Origin of the sequence: Pseudomonas sp. MTM4, from assembly GCF_019355055.1 — a bacterium.
GTDB lineage: Bacteria > Pseudomonadota > Gammaproteobacteria > Pseudomonadales > Pseudomonadaceae > Stutzerimonas.
The window spans coordinates 3,105,464-3,121,056 of the sequence record NZ_CP048411.1; the positions used below are offsets into that span (position 1 = coordinate 3,105,464).

Here is a 15,593-nt window from a genome sequence, read left to right on the forward strand (position 1 = left end):
GGGAAAATCTATGTCGGATCATCACACGTACAAGAAGATTGAAATCGTCGGCTCCTCGCGCAACAGCGTTGACGAAGCGATTCAGAACGGTATCGCCGAAGCCAGCAAGTCGCTGCGCAACGTCGAATGGTTCGAGGTGGGCGAAATTCGCGGCCATGTCGAGAATGGCAAGATCGGCCATTTCCAGGTCACCATGAAAGTCGGCTTCCGCCTCGCCGATAGCTGATCGCCGTTGTTGTTGGCTGCTGGGTGGTGGGCTGAAGCCCACCCTACATAGGAGCGGAACACTGCCGGCCGGTAAGGTGGGCCGGGCGGCGCTCCGCTTCAGCCCACCAGGCTCACTTCAGTCCTCACCGCAACCCGGCAAGAATCTCGAACGCGCGGTGGCGGTCGGCGGTTTCATAGAAATCGCAGGTGAAGATCAGTTCGTCGGCCCCGGTCTGCTCCAGCAGAATCTCCAGCCGCGCGCGGATCTTTTCCGGGCCGCCGATCAGCGCCATGCCGAGGAAATTGCCCACCGCGTCCTGCTCGTGTGGCAGCCATTTGCCCTGCATGCTCTGCACCGGCGGCACCAGTACCAAGCTCTGGCCACGGATCAGCGCCAGGATGCGTTGGTAGGCGGTGGTCGCCAGGTACTCGGCCTGCTCGTCGGTGTCGGCGGCCATCAGCGGCACGCCAAGCATCACGTAGGGTTTGTCGAGCACCTCGGACGGCTGGAAATTCTCGCGGTACAGGCGAATCGCTTCATGGGCGTAACGCGGCGCGAAATGCGAGGCGAAGGCGTAGGGCAGGCCTTTGGCGGCGGCCAGCTGCGCACTGAACAGGCTGGAGCCGAGCAGCCAGATCGGCACGTTACTGCCGACTCCGGGCATGGCGATCACGCGCTGGTTGCGTTGACGCGGGCCGAGCAGTAGCTCCAGCTCCTCGACATCGGCGGGAAAGTCGTCGGCGCTGCCCATGCGGTCGCGGCGCAGGGCGTGGGCGGTGAACTGGTCGGCACCGGGCGCACGGCCCAGACCGAGATCGATTCGCCCGGGGTAAAGCGCTTCCAGCGTGCCGAACTGCTCGGCGATCACCAGCGGCGCGTGGTTGGGCAGCATCACCCCGCCGGCGCCCAGGCGAATCCGCGAGGTGCCGGCCGCCAGATAGCCGATCAGCACGGACGTGGCGGCGCTGGCGATGCCGTCCATGTTGTGATGTTCGGCCACCCAGAAGCGCTCGAAGCCGAGCTTTTCGACGTGCTGGGCCAGCGCCAGTGAATTGCGCAAGGCGAGACCGGCGTCGCCGTCATCGCGGATCGGCGCCAGGTCGAGGGTGGAAAAACGGGTGTGTTCGATACGGGACATATCTCTTCTCTCTGCTGGCGGGGCGGGCTCAGTAACAGTGCTCCGCTTCGGCGCGGGCCAGTACGTTGTGCTGTTCGTCGCGTAGCCAGCCCTGCGGCGTGAAGCCCAGCGAGCGTGCCTGAAACAGGTAGCGCCGCCCGGCCTGGAAATCGTCATAGCGGATGACCATGGTACAGCGCAGGTATTGGGTTTCGCCGAAAATGCCCATCCCGCCGCTACTGATTTCGAATTCATAACGCGCTTCGAGTTCATGTGCGCCGGGGCTGACCTGGAAATAGCGGCCGTCGGGCGTGCGTCTGTCGTCCAGCTGGTCGGACATGAAGATGTCGCTCGGTTGTGCGCGCAGGTCGACCCAGGCCATGTTCGGATCGGGTGGCGGCAGAGGGCTGGCGCAGCCGGAAAGGCCGGCGAGCACGAACAGGACAAGGGGCAGACGCATGGCAGTTCCTCCCAGCGGTCCGCCGTCAGCCCATTGCTGTGGCGGTCCCTGTCGAGCCTGAGCCAGATCTGGCTGTGTGACAACTACTGCGCTCGGCCATGCTGCGTTAAAAACAGGCTCGTGCGCGAGTCCGATCAAAATGCTCATTTACAGCTCGTAAACTCACGTGCGAGCCCAGTCCGCTGTTTCGCCTGTTTTGGTGGGGACGCCTAGTCGTTGCCTGACCTTCACTCGCTACGTTCTCACGGCCTGAGCGGCAGAGCTTTCAACGGCCAGCAGAGCGAGCTCAGCGGATGGCGACACCGCCGCAACCGCGTTCCGTGGCCTTGGCCAGCAGCTGATCATGCTGGTCGTACAGCCGCGCCCAGGGGCGGAAGCCGTAGCCACCGGCGACCAGGCGATAGCGGGCGCCGGCATCGAAACCGTCGTATTCCAGGGTCAGGCGACAATCACGCTCCAGTGCTTCGCTGTCGCCGCCGACATCGGCCGGCCCCACCTCGAAGAGGTAGCGCATGCCCAACTGATGACTGCCGGGCGTCACCTGAAAGTAGCGGTGATCGTCCAGCGGCCTCGAGTCCACCGCAACGGCCTTGAGTTCGGTTTCGTCACGCGGGGCCAGCTCGATCCAGGCCTGGTTCGGGTCCGGCTGGGGCATCCATAGGGCGCAACCGCCAAGTGTGGACAGCGCGAGAGCAAGGATCAGGATTCGCATGACGAGTCTCCACCGCTGATGGCGCGGTCTGGCTGCGAAGGCTTGGCTGCCTTCGATAGTTGGGCGGGCTTCGATGTCGTTGTAGGCTCAGCGCACCGACCGAGTAGGTCTTCAAATGTGAGCAGGCGTTTGTTCATTTCGAAGCTGAAAACCGCCCTTGTCGACAGCCGAAGCAGGCGCTGGGTTCCGCTGCTGCTGGCCGTTGGTCTGAATGGCTGCAGCACCTATTACGGCCAGCTGGCGGTCGGTCAGCTGGATCTGCTGCGCCAGCGCGAGCCCATCGCCGCCATCATCGACGACCCCCAGCGCGACCCACAGCTGCGTCAGCGACTAAGCCTGGTGCTGCAGGCCAGAGCCTTCGCCAGCAGCGCGCTGGCCTTGCCGGACAACGGTAGTTACCGGCGCTATACGGACATCAAGCGGCCCTACGTGGTGTGGAATCTGTTCGCCACCGAGGAGTTTTCCGTCGCGCCGCTGACTCACTGTTTTCCGATCGCCGGTTGCGTCGCCTACCGCGGCTACTACCAGCCGGGGCGGGCACGGGGCGCGGCGGCACTGCTCAAGGCAAAGGGCTACGACACGCTGGTGAGCGGCGTGCAGGCCTACTCGACGCTGGGCTGGTTCGACGACCCGCTGCTCAGTTCCATGCTGCGCTGGGACGATGAGCGTCTGGCCGGGCTGATCTTTCACGAACTGGCGCACCAGCGGCTCTACGTGGCTGGCGACACCGCGTTCAACGAATCCTTTGCATCGTTCGTCGAACGCGAGGGGTTGCGCCAGTGGCGTGCCAGTCGCGGTTTGCCGCCGTTCAGCGACGCGGCTCAAAGACGCTCCGCCGAATTCACCGAGCTGATGCTCGAAACCCGGGCGCGGTTGGCGACGCTGTATGCCAGCAATCTGGACGAATCGGCCATGCGAGCCGCGAAGCAGGCCGAGTTCACGCACCTGCGCCAGGCCTACCGCCAGTTGCGCGACGGCGCCTGGAAGGGTGATCGCCGTTTCGACCGTTGGATGGCCCAGCCGCTGAACAACGCCAGCCTGCTGCCGTTCGGTCTGTACGACGGCTGGGTGCCGGCATTTGCCGCGCTGTTCGAGCAGGTCGACGGTGATTGGGTGCGCTTTTATGCGCGGGTCGAAGCGCTGGGTCGACTGCCCGCCGACGAGCGGGCGCAGCGTCTGAAGGCGCTTCGCTAAAGCGCAGCGCCGCTTGACTCAAAGGCTCGTCCGAGCACGTGTCGGGGCGGGTTTGTCGTTGTTGGTTTCGCACTCGTTCGAAGCGTTTAACGACCGCCACTCGTCGTCTTCACGCATTTCGCGTCCGATCCTGCGGAATTGTTTTCCGCTTTCCTCCGTCCATTTTTTAGGACGTCGGCACCAGCTGCCCGTGATTCAGCTCGTACGTCTATCAAATACAAGCCGTAAAAACGGAGGCTTCATGGACAACCTATCCGGCATTCTTGATAACAAGGGCACGCCGCTCGAAAAGCAGAAATTCACCTGGAAGGAAATGGCGGGTAAGCCGATCAGCAAGCTCGACGACGATGCCTTTACTCGGGTGCGCATCATTCTGATGAACGGAATCGAGGTCGATGCGCTGCGTCTCAAGCATGGTATCGCGCGTATTACTGGCCAATTGCGCGGCCCGCTGGCTGAAATTCGGCGCGTCGAACAGCACCAGGCGACGATGATCAACTGGTTGATTTCCGCCGACCACTCACCGCTGGAAACAACCGTCGCCTACGAGCAGGTCGCCATCGAGGTGACTGCTGCCGTAGCCCAGGCCGAACCCGATCCCTATCAGGCTCAGACCTATCGCTTTGGCCTGCTGGAGGACTTCGACCATCTCTACCGCTACGCGGCGATGCTCGACCGCCTCGAAGGCAAGGATGCGAACAATATCCTGCAGGGCTATACGGACATCGTACCTGGCCGGCAAACCTCGGAGCACCATCGCCATCCGACCAACGACCTGCGCGACAGCTACGCCAAGGAAGAGGCGGCACTGATCACCAAGATCCATTGCGCGATGATCACTGCGGCGGAATTCCAGACTCATGATTACTACATGAACGTCGGGCCACTATTCGCCGATCCACTGGCGCGCCAGCTCTATGCCGAGATCGCCTCGGTGGAAGAACAGCATGTGACCCAGTACGGCTCGCTGGCCGACCCTCAGGAGTCGTTCATGGAGAAGTGGCTGGTGCACGAGGCGATGGAAGTCTATGCCTACGCCAGCTGTGCCGAGCAGGAAACCAACCCGCGGATCAAGGCGATCTGGGAGCGCTTCCTCGACTACGAGCTGGGCCACCTCAACATCGCCTGCGAGCACTTCAAGAACATCGAGCGCCGCGATCCGGCGGAAATCCTCGGAGGCCCGTTGCCGAAAATGATCGAGTTCAAGAGCCAGCGCGAGTTCGTCCGCCAGGTTCTCGCTGCTGAGGTCAACCTGCGCACCAGCGGCACCCAGTATGTGGACAAGAGCGAAGAGCCGGAGAACTCCCTCGATTACCGCGCCCAGGTCAACTCAGAAGGTATCGCGTCGAACATCGTGTCGGCCGGTTACCAATGGGCGCCGGGTGGTGAACTCATGCGCGGACGTAAGGCTTCTTGAGGAGAACGAACATGGCAACTGCTGCGAAATTAGGTACCAATTTCACCGGGGTGCAGATGTCCCCGAAGGACACCAAGAGCCTGCTCGAAGCGGTTGAGCAGATCAAACCCGACGTTCCGGGTGACTCCAAAGGCATCATGCTCGAACGCGTCAAGCGCGCCGAAGAGGCTGACCGCATCGGTTCGGTTCCGGTGCCCGGTTCGGCCAAGGGCATGCTCAAGTCGACCTTCGACATGGCGCTGGGCAAGAGCCCGGAATTGCTGGTCGACAAGCTTGGCGAACGGCTGGCGTTCGAGCGCAGCGGGGTACGTCTGTACGACGCGATGATCGCCAAGGCGAAGGCTCTAGGCACAGCGGAATCCGACTTGATCCAAGTGTTGCAGCACATTCGTGACGAAGAGTTCGAGCACATGAACATGGTCGCCGAGGCGATCGAGACGCTGGGCGCTGACCCGACGGCGCAGACGCCTTGCGCCGATGTCGCGGCGGTGAAGTCCATGGGCGTAATGCAGGTGCTTACCGATCCGCGCACCAATATTGCGCAGGGTATGGGCGCACTGCTCACCATCGAGCTGGAGGACAACGCCGCCTGGGAGCTACTCATCGAGCTGGCCGAAGCAGGCGGCCATCCGAACATCGCCAAAGGCTTTAAAAAGGCGAAGGACCAAGAGGATGACCATCTGGTGAAGATCAAGACCCTGATCCGTCGGGACCTGATAGGCCAGATCAAATAGACAGCGCGTGCGCTTGAAACTTGGCGCGCCTCTTGGGCGCGTCTTTTTTATGTGCGAATTCTTAATGCACGGAATCAGCGCGGCGGCGCCACGGCGATGGCTGGCTTGAAGAACAGCGTTGCGCCTCGGGCGAGGTCGTTCAGGCTAGCGTGATCATGGGCGACTTCCGCTTCGATGGGCTGCGGTTGCCCCACGACCCTGAGCGTGACGCGAGTGACGGCGCCTAGCGGCCGGATGTCGCGGACTTCTGCCGGTTGGTGGTCGTTGACCCTGTCCCGAGACAGATGAATCTCGTGCGGTCGGAAAAGCACCTGCCGCTCGCCGATCTGAAGCTGATTGGCATCGCCTAGAAAGTGATAGACGAAATCGCTGGCCGGTTGCCGGTACACCTCGGCCGGCGAGCCGATCTGTTCGACCACACCCTTGTTCATCACCACGATGCGGTCGGCCACTTCCATCGCCTCTTCCTGATCGTGGGTGACGAATACGCTGGTCAAGTGCACCTCTTCGTGCAGGCGTGCCAGCCAGCGGCGCAGCTCCTTGCGCACCTTGGCGTCCAATGCGCCGAAGGGTTCGTCGAGCAGCAACACCTTGGGTTCGACCGCCAGCGCACGGGCCAGGGCGATGCGTTGGCGCTGGCCACCGGAGAGCTGATCCGGATAGCGATCGGCGAGCCAGTCGAGCTGCACCAGGTCGAGCAATTCGTGGACCTTCTGCTTGATCCGGCTTTCGCTGGGGCGCTCGCGGCGCGGCTTCATGCGCAGGCCGAAGGCGACGTTGTCGAACACCGTCATGTGGCGGAACAGCGCGTAATGCTGAAATACGAAGCCGACGTTGCGATCGCGCACGTCACGCCCGGAAACGTCCTCGCCGTGAAAGACGATGCGGCCACTGTCGGGGGTTTCCAGCCCGGCGATGATCCGCAGCAGAGTGGTCTTGCCGCAGCCGGACGGGCCGAGCAGGGCGACCAGTTCGCCGCTGGCGATGTGCAGGTCGATCTCGTTCAGGGCCTTGAATTGGTGGAATTGCTTGCTGACATTGGTTACTTCGATGGACATGGCTATTCCTCGCCGGCGTTGGCTTTGAGGCGTTGAAGGCGGGACTCGCTCCACTGCTTGAGCAGCAGGATCAGCAGCGCCAGCAGCAACAACAGGCTGGCCACGCTGAAGGCGGCGACGTGGTTGTATTCGTTGTAGAGAATCTCGACATGCAGCGGCAGGGTGTTGGTGTAGCCGCGGATGTGCCCGGACACCACCGACACCGCACCGAACTCGCCCATCGCCCGCGCGGTGCAGAGCACCACGCCGTAGATCAGGCCCCAGCGGATGTTGGGCAGGGTCACGTACCGGAACATCTGCCAGCCGTTGGCGCCGAGCAGGCGCGCCGCTTCTTCCTCCTGCGTGCCCTGTTCCTGCATCAGCGGTATCAGCTCGCGGGCGACGAAGGGCACGGTGACGAATACCGTGGCCAGTACGATGCCGGGCAGGGCGAAAATGATCTGGATGTCGCGGTCGGCCAGCCATTCGCCGAAGAAGCCCTGGGCGCCGAACAGCAGCACGTAGATCAAACCGGCAATCACCGGCGAGACCGAGAAGGGCAGGTCGATCAGCGTCACCAGCAGGCTCTTGCCGGTGAATTGGTACTTGCTCACGCACCAGGCCGCGGCGACGCCGAACACCAGATTGAGCGGCACCGAAATGCCGACCGCGAGCAGGGTGAGTTTCAGCGCGGCGAGGGCGTCGGCTTCGAAGATCGCGCCAAAGAAGGTGCCCAGGCCGAGCTTCAGGGCTTCGCTCAGCACCACCAGCAGCGGCAACAGCAGAAACAGCGCGAAGGTCAGCCAGGCGGCGACGATCAGCAGGCGCCGCGCCAGCGGGTTGCCCTGGCGTGTTTTGGCGGCCAGCGGGGCGGACAGGGTAGTGGTAGTCATCTCAGCCATGGGCAATCCTCCGTTGCAGCAGATTGATCGCCAGCAGCAGAACGAAGGACACCAGCAGCATCAGCACGCCGATGGCCGTGGCGCCGTGGTAGTCGTACTGGTCGAGCTTGACCATGATCAGCAGCGGCAGGATTTCGGTCTTCATCGGCATGTTGCCGGCGATGAATATCACCGAGCCGTATTCGCCGACGCCACGGGCAAAGGCCAGGGAAAACCCCGTCAGCCAGGCCGGCAGTAGAGCCGGCAGCAGCACATGGCGGGCGATCTGCAGCGGCTTGGCGCCGAGGCATGCGGCGGCTTCCTCGACCTCACGCGGAATGTCGGCGAGTACCGGCTGGAGGGTACGGACCACGAAGGGCAGGGTGACGAAGGTCAGTGCCAACGTAATGCCGATGGGCGTGTAGGCAATCTTGAAACCCAGCTCGGCGGCCAGCCGGCCAATCAACCCGTTCGGTGCATAAAGCGCGGTTAGGGCGATGCCGGCCACGGCGGTGGGCAGTGCGAAGGGCAGATCGATCATCGCCTCGATGATCTTGCGTCCGGGGAAGCGATAACGCACCAGCACCCAGGCCAGCAGCGAGCCGATCACGCCATTGATCAGCGCGGCGATAAAGGCGGTGCTGAAGCTCAGCTTCAGCGCAGCCAGCACGCGGGGCGCGGTGATGATCGTCCAGAACTCAGTCCAGCTAAGCTGCGCCGCATGGACGAACATGGCACCCAGGGGTATCAGCACTAACAGGCTGAGGTACACCAGGGTGTAACCCAGCGTCAGCCCGAAGCCGGGTATGACGGGGGAGGTTTGACGGGACATGGATCGGCCTTGTCTATTCGAACAATGTTTCGGCTGAAGCGTCACGAGCGCAGCTCAGACAAGGCGAAGACCGGCGAGGGTCGCGGAGTTTACGGGCGGTAAATGAGCAGGCCCGAGCCGGTCTTCAACGAAGTATGAGCAAGCGCAGTAGCTTCATTCGGTCTGGTAGATCTGGTCGAAGATGCCGCCATCGTTGAAGAACTTCGGCTGCGCGCTCTTCCAGCCGCCGAAGTCGTCATCGATGGTCACCAGCTTCAGCGCGGGGAACTGCTCGGCGAACTCGGCAGCGACCGCCTGGTTGCGTGGGCGGTAGAAGTGCTTGGCGGCGATGCGCTGACCCTCGTCGCTGTAGAGGTAGTTCAGGTAGGCCTCGGCGACTTCACGGGTGCCCTTGCGCTCGACGTTCTTGTCGACGATTGCCACAGGCGGCTCGGCGAGGATCGACAGCGACGGCGCGACGATCTCGAGCTGGTCGCCGCCTTGTTCCTTGAGCGCGAGGAAGGCTTCGTTCTCCCAGGCCAGCAGCACATCGCCGATCCCGTTGTTGACGAAGGTGATGGTCGAGCCGCGCGCCCCGGTATCGAGCACCGGCACCTGCTTGTAGAGCTGCTCGACATACGTCTGCGCCTTTTCCTCGCTGCCGTATTCCTGCTGGGCCCAGGCCCAGGCGGCGAGGAAGTTCCAGCGCGCGCCGCCGGAGGTTTTCGGGTTGGGGGTGATCACTTCGACGCCGGGCTTGATCAGGTCGTCCCAGTCCTGGATGCCTTTCGGGTTGCCCTTGCGCACCAGGAACACGATGGTCGAGGTATAGGGCGTGCTGGCGTCCGGCAGGCGGGACTGCCAGTCGGCTGGGATGAGCTTGCCGATCCGGTGCAGCTCGTCGATATCGCCGGCCAGCGCCAGTGTCACCACATCGGCACGCAGGCCGTCGATCACCGCGCGGGCCTGTTTGCCCGAGCCGCCATGGGACTGCTGGACGCGCAGAGGCTCATGGCCTTGCGCCTGCCAATGCGTGTTGAAAGCGGCGTTGAAATCGACGTACAGCTCGCGGGTCGGGTCGTAGGACACGTTGAGTAGAGAATCGGCGGCAAGCGCCTGACCGGCGATGAGGGTGCTGGCCAGAACGGCCTGAATGGATTTTCCGATGGACATGAAGGCTCCTTGGCGCATCCCAGTGGATGCGTTGACGTAACGGGTATCGGTAATGAAGCGGGTATGTCAGCTGCGCATTCGGCAACGACAGCGATACGTCGGGAGCGGGTGCTGGCTTGGCGTGTACATGGTCGGGAATACCTGTCGTGTGCTCATGTCACGCCCTCCGGTGGTCCGGTCGGGGTGGGGTTGGGTTCAGGCCTGTTTGCTGGATGGCTGCAGGCGGATTTTTTCCTTGCGCTCGATCTGCACGACCTGGCCGTTGTGCAGGTGATCTCCACCGAGCCGAACTTAAGGTCATGCAACGCGCTGCGGATCTCATGCAGGATGACTGCGTCGTCCTGGGCCTTTGGTGTACGAAGCGTGGTTGTCATTGTTTTGTCCTCTGCGGGTGTGACCACAGGTGGCGCTACAGCTCGAATCGGGTCTGGCGGATCATAAGGGGCTCTTGGATATTCTCTAAAATATTATTTGAGAACATTTATATGCATTTTAGAAATAACAAGATGAAGTCTCTACGATCTACGAATAAGCACATCCGGGAATAACAAAAGAATTTCTTATTCTTTATGGTTTTGCTTGGCGTTGGTTAGTCTGTTGCGCTATTGCAGACTCTTGGAGCGGTGCTCTCATGGCCAGCGAAACCATTCACTACGTCGTCGTGCCGGGTTGGCAGGGTTCGCCAGATGAACACTGGCAAAGCCATTGGCAACGCACGTTGCCCAATTCAAGACGCGTAGAGCAGGACGACTGGCTGCTGCCGCAACGCCAGGCGTGGGTCAGTGAACTCGATCGTAGCGTCGCGTCTGTATCGGGATCGGTGGTGCTGATCGCCCACAGCCTGGGCTGCGTGACCGTGGCGCACTGGGCGTTGCAGGCTTCGTCCGAATCGCTACGGCGGGTGCGTGGTGCGCTACTGGTCGCGCCGGCAGACGTCGAACGCCCTGGCTGCCCTGAGCCGTTGCGCAATTTCGCCCCGCTGCCGGTTGCGGCGCTGCCTTTTCCCAGCCTGCTGGTGGGGTCGGACAACGATGTGGCAGCCAGCCCCGAACGCGCCTGGGCGATGGGCAATGCCTGGGGCAGTGAAGTGGCGATTCTCAGCGGGGCCGGGCATGTCAACGTAGCGTCCGGGCATCGCCGTTGGGAACAGGGCTTCGCGTACCTCTATCGCCTGCAGCACCTTATCGAACAACGAGCGAAACGTCGGGCCTGAGGCGATTCGCTGGTGCAGTGCCGCGGGCGAGCGGGATTGGGCAGACAGATGAGTGACTCTGCAGGACGGGGCGAACCGGCCGTATTCGTTACACTCTGACTTTCATCGCCGCCCATCGAGCCGCTGCATGTCCAACTCGACATCCGACACCCTCTCATCCCTGCCGCCTGTGCTCGCTGGGCCGCTGTTGCGCAGGTTGCAGGCCGACCGCCTGGTGCTCTGGCTGGTTGCCAGCGAGCCGCTTTCGTTGCGCCTGACGCTGCACCCCGACGGCGAGCCGGCGCGCTCGCTGGCGCTGGTCGGCGAGGCCTGCCGTCGGCTACGTATCGGCACTTCGGCCTGGTTGCATCTGATCGACCTGCGCCTGGATGCGCCGTTACCGGTCGATCGGCTGGTCGAATACGACCTGGTGATCCTACGCGATGGGGTCGAACAGACGATTGCCGAATGGGCGCCGCATCTGCTTCACGACGGCGCCGACCGACCAGCCTTCGTCATCCGCTCGCGTTACGATGACTTGCTGCACGGTTCCTGCCGCAAGCCGCATCACGCTTCGGCGGACGGGCTGGTGAGGGTTGACGAGCTGATTGCCCAGGCGCGCCAGACACCCGAACGCTGGCCCGCCGCGCTACTGATGACCGGCGATCAGGTCTACATCGACGACGTCGCCGGGCCGACCCTGGTCGCCATTCATGCGCTGATCCGTCGGCTCGGGCTTTATGGCGAATGCCTGGAAGGCGCGACCGTAGCCGACAGCGATGAGCTGATGTCGCATCCGGCCACCTATTACCGACGCGAGCAGTTGCTGCCGGCGTTCAAGTCCAACGAGGCGTTACGTGAGCGCTTCTTTGGCGGAGTCGAGAAGCCGGTCTTTACCACCGCCAACGCGCATAACCACCTGGTGACGCTGGCCGAGGTGCTGGCGATGTACCTGCTGGTCTGGTCGCCCGTACCTTGGCGCCTGATCGAAGTACAGGCACCGCCGCTGGACGAGAAACTGGCCGAACGCTGGTCTCGCGAGGCGAGCTGCATGGAGGCTTTCCAGGCGGGCTTGCCAACGGTCGCGCGCGCATTGGCGCATCTGCCGTCGTTGATGATCTTCGATGATCACGACGTCACCGACGACTGGAACCTCAGCGCCCGCTGGGAACAGACCGCCTACGGCCATCCCTTTTCGCGACGCATCCTCGGCAATGCGCTGCTCGGCTACCTGCTGTGCCAAGCCTGGGGCAATGTTCCCGAGGATTACGCTGCGCCGCTGCAGGCCATCGAGGCGTTATTGGCAAGCGGTGAAGATGGGCGGCTCGATTGCGCGCTGCAGGATGAGATGGTGGATGAGGTGCTGCAACGGGGCGATTGGGGCTACGTTCTACCCAGCGAACCGGCGGTGGTGGTGCTCGACACTCGCACCCGGCGCTGGCGTAGCGAACTCCACCTGAGCCGGCCGTCGGGTCTGATGGACTGGGAGGCGCTCACCGACCTCCAGCAGCACCTACTCGATCAGCGCTCGGTGGTCATCGTCTCGCCGACACCGATGTTCGGCGTCAAGCTGATCGAGACCGTGCAGCGGGTGTTCAGCTGGGCGGGGCAGTCGCTGCTGGTCGATGCGGAAAACTGGATGGCCCATCGCGGCGCCGCGCAGACCATGCTCAACATTTTTCGCCATACCCGTACGCCGGGAAACTACGTGATCCTGTCCGGCGACGTACATTATTCCTTCGCCTACGAGGTACATATCCGCGGCCGTGTCGAGGGGCCGCGGCTGTGGCAGATCACCAGCAGCGGGGTGAAGAACGAGTTTCCCCGTCGCCTGCTGGATCTGTTCGACCGGCTCAACCGCTGGCTCTATTCGCCGCGCTCGCCGTTGAACTGGTTCACCAAGCGCCGCCGCGTGCGGGTCCAGCCGTGGCTGCCGAGCCGCAGCCGATCCGGTGAGCGTTTGTGGAACGGTGCCGGTATCGGGCGCATCAGCCTCGACGGCGAAGGCCGACCGCTGCGTGTCGAACAGATCAACGCCGATGGCTCGCCCCCGGTCACCTTCGGCCCCGAGCGCGACCAAGCCTCTTAGAGCCGGTTCACGATCTGCTGCGCGTCGGCCCTGCTGCGTTAAAAACAGGCTCGGATTACCCCAGTAAACTCGAGTGCGAGCCCAGTCCGCTACCTCGCCTGTTTTTGCCTTGCAGGTCTCTAGGGTCTGTTCCCGTTTCGTTCGCGGCCACGCCGGCCCGGCCCTTCGGGTTGCGCGGCAAATGTCGCCATGCGGCGTTGCGGGACTTGATAAGGGAGCGACCATTACCTGCGTCCCGCGCCTTGCGGAACGCCGCCCGGCCTGGCGGCATTTGGCGCGGCAACGCGGCTCGCGACGAAACGGGAACAGACCCTAGCTCGCGAGATCGTGAGCAGGCTCTTAGCTGAACGCCGCGCGCAGCGCCGGTAGCGTGGCGTAGTAGTAGGCGGGCGACTCGGCCATCAGTTCGGCGTGGCTGCCGAAGCCGTAACCCACGGCGGCGGCCTGCAAACCGTTTTCACGCGCGCCGATCAGGTCGTGCTTACGGTCGCCGATCATCAGAGTCTGTGCGGCTTCCAGCCTTTCCTCGGCGATCAAGTGCGCGATCAGCTCGACCTTATTGGTGCGGGTTCCGTCCAGCTCGCTGCCATAGATCACCTTGAAGTGATGGTCGAAGGCGAAATGCCGGGCGATCTCGCGCGCGAACACCGAGGGCTTGGAGGTGGCGACATAGAGCGTACGGCCCTGGCCGCGCAGGTGCTCCAGCATTTCCAGCACGCCATCGAACAGAAGGTTTTCGTAGAGGCCGGTGACCTTGAAGCGCTCACGGTAATGCCCCACCGCTTCCCACGCGCGCGCCTCGTCGAAGCCGTAGAACTGCATGAACGCCTGCAGCAGCGGCGGGCCGATAAAGGGTTCGAGTTTGGTCAGGTCCGGCTCGTCGATGCCGAGCTTGGCCAGCGCATGTTGAATCGAACGGGTAATACCTTCGCGCGGGTCGGTGAGGGTGCCGTCGAGGTCGAAGAGGATGGTGGAGTGGTGCATGGGCGGCTCGTCAGTGGTGTTTTCGTTGACCAGAAATTCTAGCAAGCGGGCTGCTGATGCTTTCCGCTTAAAGCTTCCGGCTTCCAGCTGCTTTCAAACCCCCTCCGCCATATGCAGGTTCTTCAGCTTCACGTAGTTGCCAGCGGTATAGCTGAAGAAGCTGCGCTCCTTTTCGGTCAGCGGGCGGGCCTGTTTCACTGGACTGCCGACGTAAAGAAAGCCGCTTTCCAGCGTCTTGCCCGGCGGCACCAGGCTGCCGGCGCCGATGATGACTTCGTCTTCGACTATGGCGCCGTCCATGACGATCGAACCCATACCCACCAGGATGCGGCTGCCCAGGGTGCAGCCGTGCAGGGTGACCTTGTGGCCGACGGTGACCTCATCGCCGATGACCAGCGGGAAGCCGTCCGGGTTGAACGGGCCAGCGTGGGTGATATGCAGCACGCTGCCGTCCTGGATGCTGCTGCGCGCGCCGATGCGGATGCGGTGCATGTCGCCGCGGATCACCGTCAGCGGCCATACCGAGCTGTCCGCGCCGATCTCGATGTCGCCGATCAGCACGGCGCTGGGGTCGACGAAGACGCGCTCGCCGAGCTTGGGTGTGTGGTTCTGATAGGTGCGGATGGACATGGTTGGCTCCTTTGCGAGTGCGCTCAAGCTTCGGGCCTGGCGGGCCGGGTTTCAAGAAGGGACTTGAAGCCCGGACGGATTCTGCCGCCTGGCATCGCGGAAGAACTCGCCGGGCGTGGCGCCGAACTGCTCGCGAAACGCGGCGATGAAGGCCGATAGTGATTCGTAGCCGCAGCCCAGCGCCACATCGGTCACTCGCTCGCCACGCTCCAGCGCGGGCAGCGCGCTGAGCAGTCGCAAACGTTGTCGCCAGGCGCGAAAACTTAACCCGGTTTCGCGCAGGAACAGCCGGCTCAGGGTGCGTTCCGAGACGCCCAGCGCTTGGCTCCAGTCGGCCAGGGTTTCACGCGAGTCGGGGTGGTTCTGCAGTCGTTTGCACAGCTGGCGCAGGCGCGGTTCGACCGGCAGCGGCAGCACCAGTGCGATCTCCGGCGCGCAATCGAGCTGATCCAGCAACACCTGCACCAGACGGCCTGCCGGACCGTCCTCGGCATAGGTTTCGGGCAGTGTGCTGAAGTGTTGAATCAGCTCGCGCAGCAGCGGGCTGATCTGCAACACGCGGCAGCGCTCCGGGGCGTCGCCGGCCACGCTGCGGTCGATGTACAGGCTGCGGATGCAGGTATCCGCCGCGCAGAACACCTGATGGGTGATGCCCGCGGGTACCCATACCGCGCGCAGCGGCGGGGCGATGAAGCGGCCGCGGTCGGTACGCACCTCGAGCACCCCTTCTACCGCATGGGAAAGCTGCACCCAGGGGTGGCTGTGGCGATAGCCGAGTTTGAGGTTGGGTGGCGAATCGAGCTGGCCATAGACCGGCCGTGGCAATTTTCTGAGCTCACCGAGGCGGGTGATCAGCGCAGCCTCTTGTCCGATTGGCGACATTTAGTGCCTGCCTGGCGTTAGTCGGAAAATTCCGGTCACGATAAGGTCGTCGCCTGTTGTCTGCAAGCTACA

Annotated in this window: 16 protein-coding genes and 1 pseudogene; 6 read left to right on the forward strand and 11 right to left on the reverse strand. The window is 63.1% G+C overall.

Translation table 11 applies throughout. The annotated features are described in order from the left end of the window. The first annotated feature begins 10 nt into the window (after positions 1–10). Positions 11–226 (forward strand): dodecin, encoded by a 216-nt coding sequence (locus GYM54_RS14360; protein WP_131649214.1) that lies wholly within the window; start codon positions 11–13, stop codon positions 224–226. Between the two features lie 124 nt (positions 227–350). On the opposite strand, the gene GYM54_RS14365 is transcribed toward GYM54_RS14360, so the two are convergent. The 3 genes from GYM54_RS14365 to GYM54_RS14375 all read right to left on the reverse strand — a co-directional run bounded on the left by GYM54_RS14365 (position 351) and on the right by GYM54_RS14375 (position 2,497). Further along, complete coding sequence (locus tag GYM54_RS14365) at positions 351–1,346, reverse strand: LLM class flavin-dependent oxidoreductase (RefSeq protein WP_131649215.1); 996 nt, start codon at positions 1,344–1,346, stop codon at positions 351–353. A 28-nt stretch (positions 1,347–1,374) separates the two neighbouring features. Then, positions 1,375–1,785: a hypothetical protein gene (locus GYM54_RS14370; RefSeq protein ID WP_131649216.1), complete on the reverse strand. Its 411-nt coding sequence runs from the start codon at positions 1,783–1,785 to the stop codon at positions 1,375–1,377. 286 nt (positions 1,786–2,071) lie between these two features. Next, on the reverse strand, positions 2,072–2,497 hold the full coding sequence (locus GYM54_RS14375) for a hypothetical protein (RefSeq protein ID WP_131649217.1): 426 nt from the start codon (positions 2,495–2,497) through the stop codon (positions 2,072–2,074). A gap of 135 nt (positions 2,498–2,632) precedes the next feature. Between GYM54_RS14375 and GYM54_RS14380 the strand changes: the two genes are divergently transcribed. The 3 genes from GYM54_RS14380 to GYM54_RS14390 all read left to right on the forward strand — a co-directional run bounded on the left by GYM54_RS14380 (position 2,633) and on the right by GYM54_RS14390 (position 5,842). Further along, positions 2,633–3,691 (forward strand): aminopeptidase, encoded by a 1,059-nt coding sequence (locus GYM54_RS14380; RefSeq protein ID WP_231752157.1) that lies wholly within the window; start codon positions 2,633–2,635, stop codon positions 3,689–3,691. Positions 3,692–3,932: 241 nt separating this feature from the next. Then, on the forward strand, positions 3,933–5,108 hold the full coding sequence (locus tag GYM54_RS14385; protein WP_131649219.1) for a hypothetical protein: 1,176 nt from the start codon (positions 3,933–3,935) through the stop codon (positions 5,106–5,108). 11 nt (positions 5,109–5,119) lie between these two features. After that, positions 5,120–5,842 (forward strand): ferritin-like domain-containing protein, encoded by a 723-nt coding sequence (locus GYM54_RS14390; RefSeq protein WP_197444810.1) that lies wholly within the window; start codon positions 5,120–5,122, stop codon positions 5,840–5,842. Positions 5,843–5,916: 74 nt separating this feature from the next. Here the strand turns inward: GYM54_RS14390 and GYM54_RS14395 are convergent, their stop codons facing one another. The 5 genes and pseudogenes from GYM54_RS14395 to oscA all read right to left on the reverse strand — a co-directional run bounded on the left by GYM54_RS14395 (position 5,917) and on the right by oscA (position 10,118). Continuing rightward, complete coding sequence (locus tag GYM54_RS14395; RefSeq protein WP_131649221.1) at positions 5,917–6,900, reverse strand: sulfate/molybdate ABC transporter ATP-binding protein; 984 nt, start codon at positions 6,898–6,900, stop codon at positions 5,917–5,919. Positions 6,901–6,902: 2 nt separating this feature from the next. Beyond that, the gene (gene cysW / locus GYM54_RS14400) at positions 6,903–7,772 is read right to left on the reverse strand and encodes a sulfate ABC transporter permease subunit CysW (RefSeq protein ID WP_131650003.1); all 870 of its coding nucleotides are present in this window, start codon (positions 7,770–7,772) and stop codon (positions 6,903–6,905) included. A 1-nt stretch (position 7,773) separates the two neighbouring features. Further along, positions 7,774–8,592 carry a sulfate ABC transporter permease subunit CysT gene (gene cysT / locus GYM54_RS14405; protein WP_197444811.1) on the reverse strand — a complete coding sequence of 273 codons (819 nt, stop codon included), beginning with the start codon at positions 8,590–8,592 and terminating at the stop codon, positions 7,774–7,776. Positions 8,593–8,745: 153 nt separating this feature from the next. Further along, positions 8,746–9,744 (reverse strand): sulfate ABC transporter substrate-binding protein, encoded by a 999-nt coding sequence (locus GYM54_RS14410; RefSeq protein ID WP_197444812.1) that lies wholly within the window; start codon positions 9,742–9,744, stop codon positions 8,746–8,748. Between the two features lie 195 nt (positions 9,745–9,939). Further along, positions 9,940–10,118: pseudogene (gene oscA, locus GYM54_RS14415) on the reverse strand (sulfur starvation response protein OscA). A 257-nt stretch (positions 10,119–10,375) separates the two neighbouring features. Between oscA and GYM54_RS14420 the strand changes: the two are divergent. Then, positions 10,376–10,957, forward strand: a complete 582-nt coding sequence (locus GYM54_RS14420) for an alpha/beta hydrolase (protein WP_131649225.1) — start codon at positions 10,376–10,378, stop codon at positions 10,955–10,957. 127 nt (positions 10,958–11,084) lie between these two features. Further along, positions 11,085–13,025: an alkaline phosphatase family protein gene (locus tag GYM54_RS14425; protein WP_177493030.1), complete on the forward strand. Its 1,941-nt coding sequence runs from the start codon at positions 11,085–11,087 to the stop codon at positions 13,023–13,025. Between the two features lie 339 nt (positions 13,026–13,364). Here GYM54_RS14425 and GYM54_RS14430 read toward each other — a convergent pair whose 3' ends face one another. The 3 genes from GYM54_RS14430 to GYM54_RS14440 all read right to left on the reverse strand — a co-directional run bounded on the left by GYM54_RS14430 (position 13,365) and on the right by GYM54_RS14440 (position 15,521). Beyond that, complete coding sequence (locus tag GYM54_RS14430; protein ID WP_131650005.1) at positions 13,365–14,009, reverse strand: HAD family hydrolase; 645 nt, start codon at positions 14,007–14,009, stop codon at positions 13,365–13,367. A gap of 93 nt (positions 14,010–14,102) precedes the next feature. Then, entirely contained in the window at positions 14,103–14,639 is a 537-nt protein-coding gene (locus GYM54_RS14435) for a gamma carbonic anhydrase family protein (RefSeq protein ID WP_131649226.1), read from the reverse strand. 51 nt (positions 14,640–14,690) lie between these two features. Beyond that, positions 14,691–15,521, reverse strand: a complete 831-nt coding sequence (locus GYM54_RS14440) for a helix-turn-helix domain-containing protein (RefSeq protein ID WP_131649227.1) — start codon at positions 15,519–15,521, stop codon at positions 14,691–14,693. Positions 15,522–15,593: the final 72 nt, after the last annotated feature.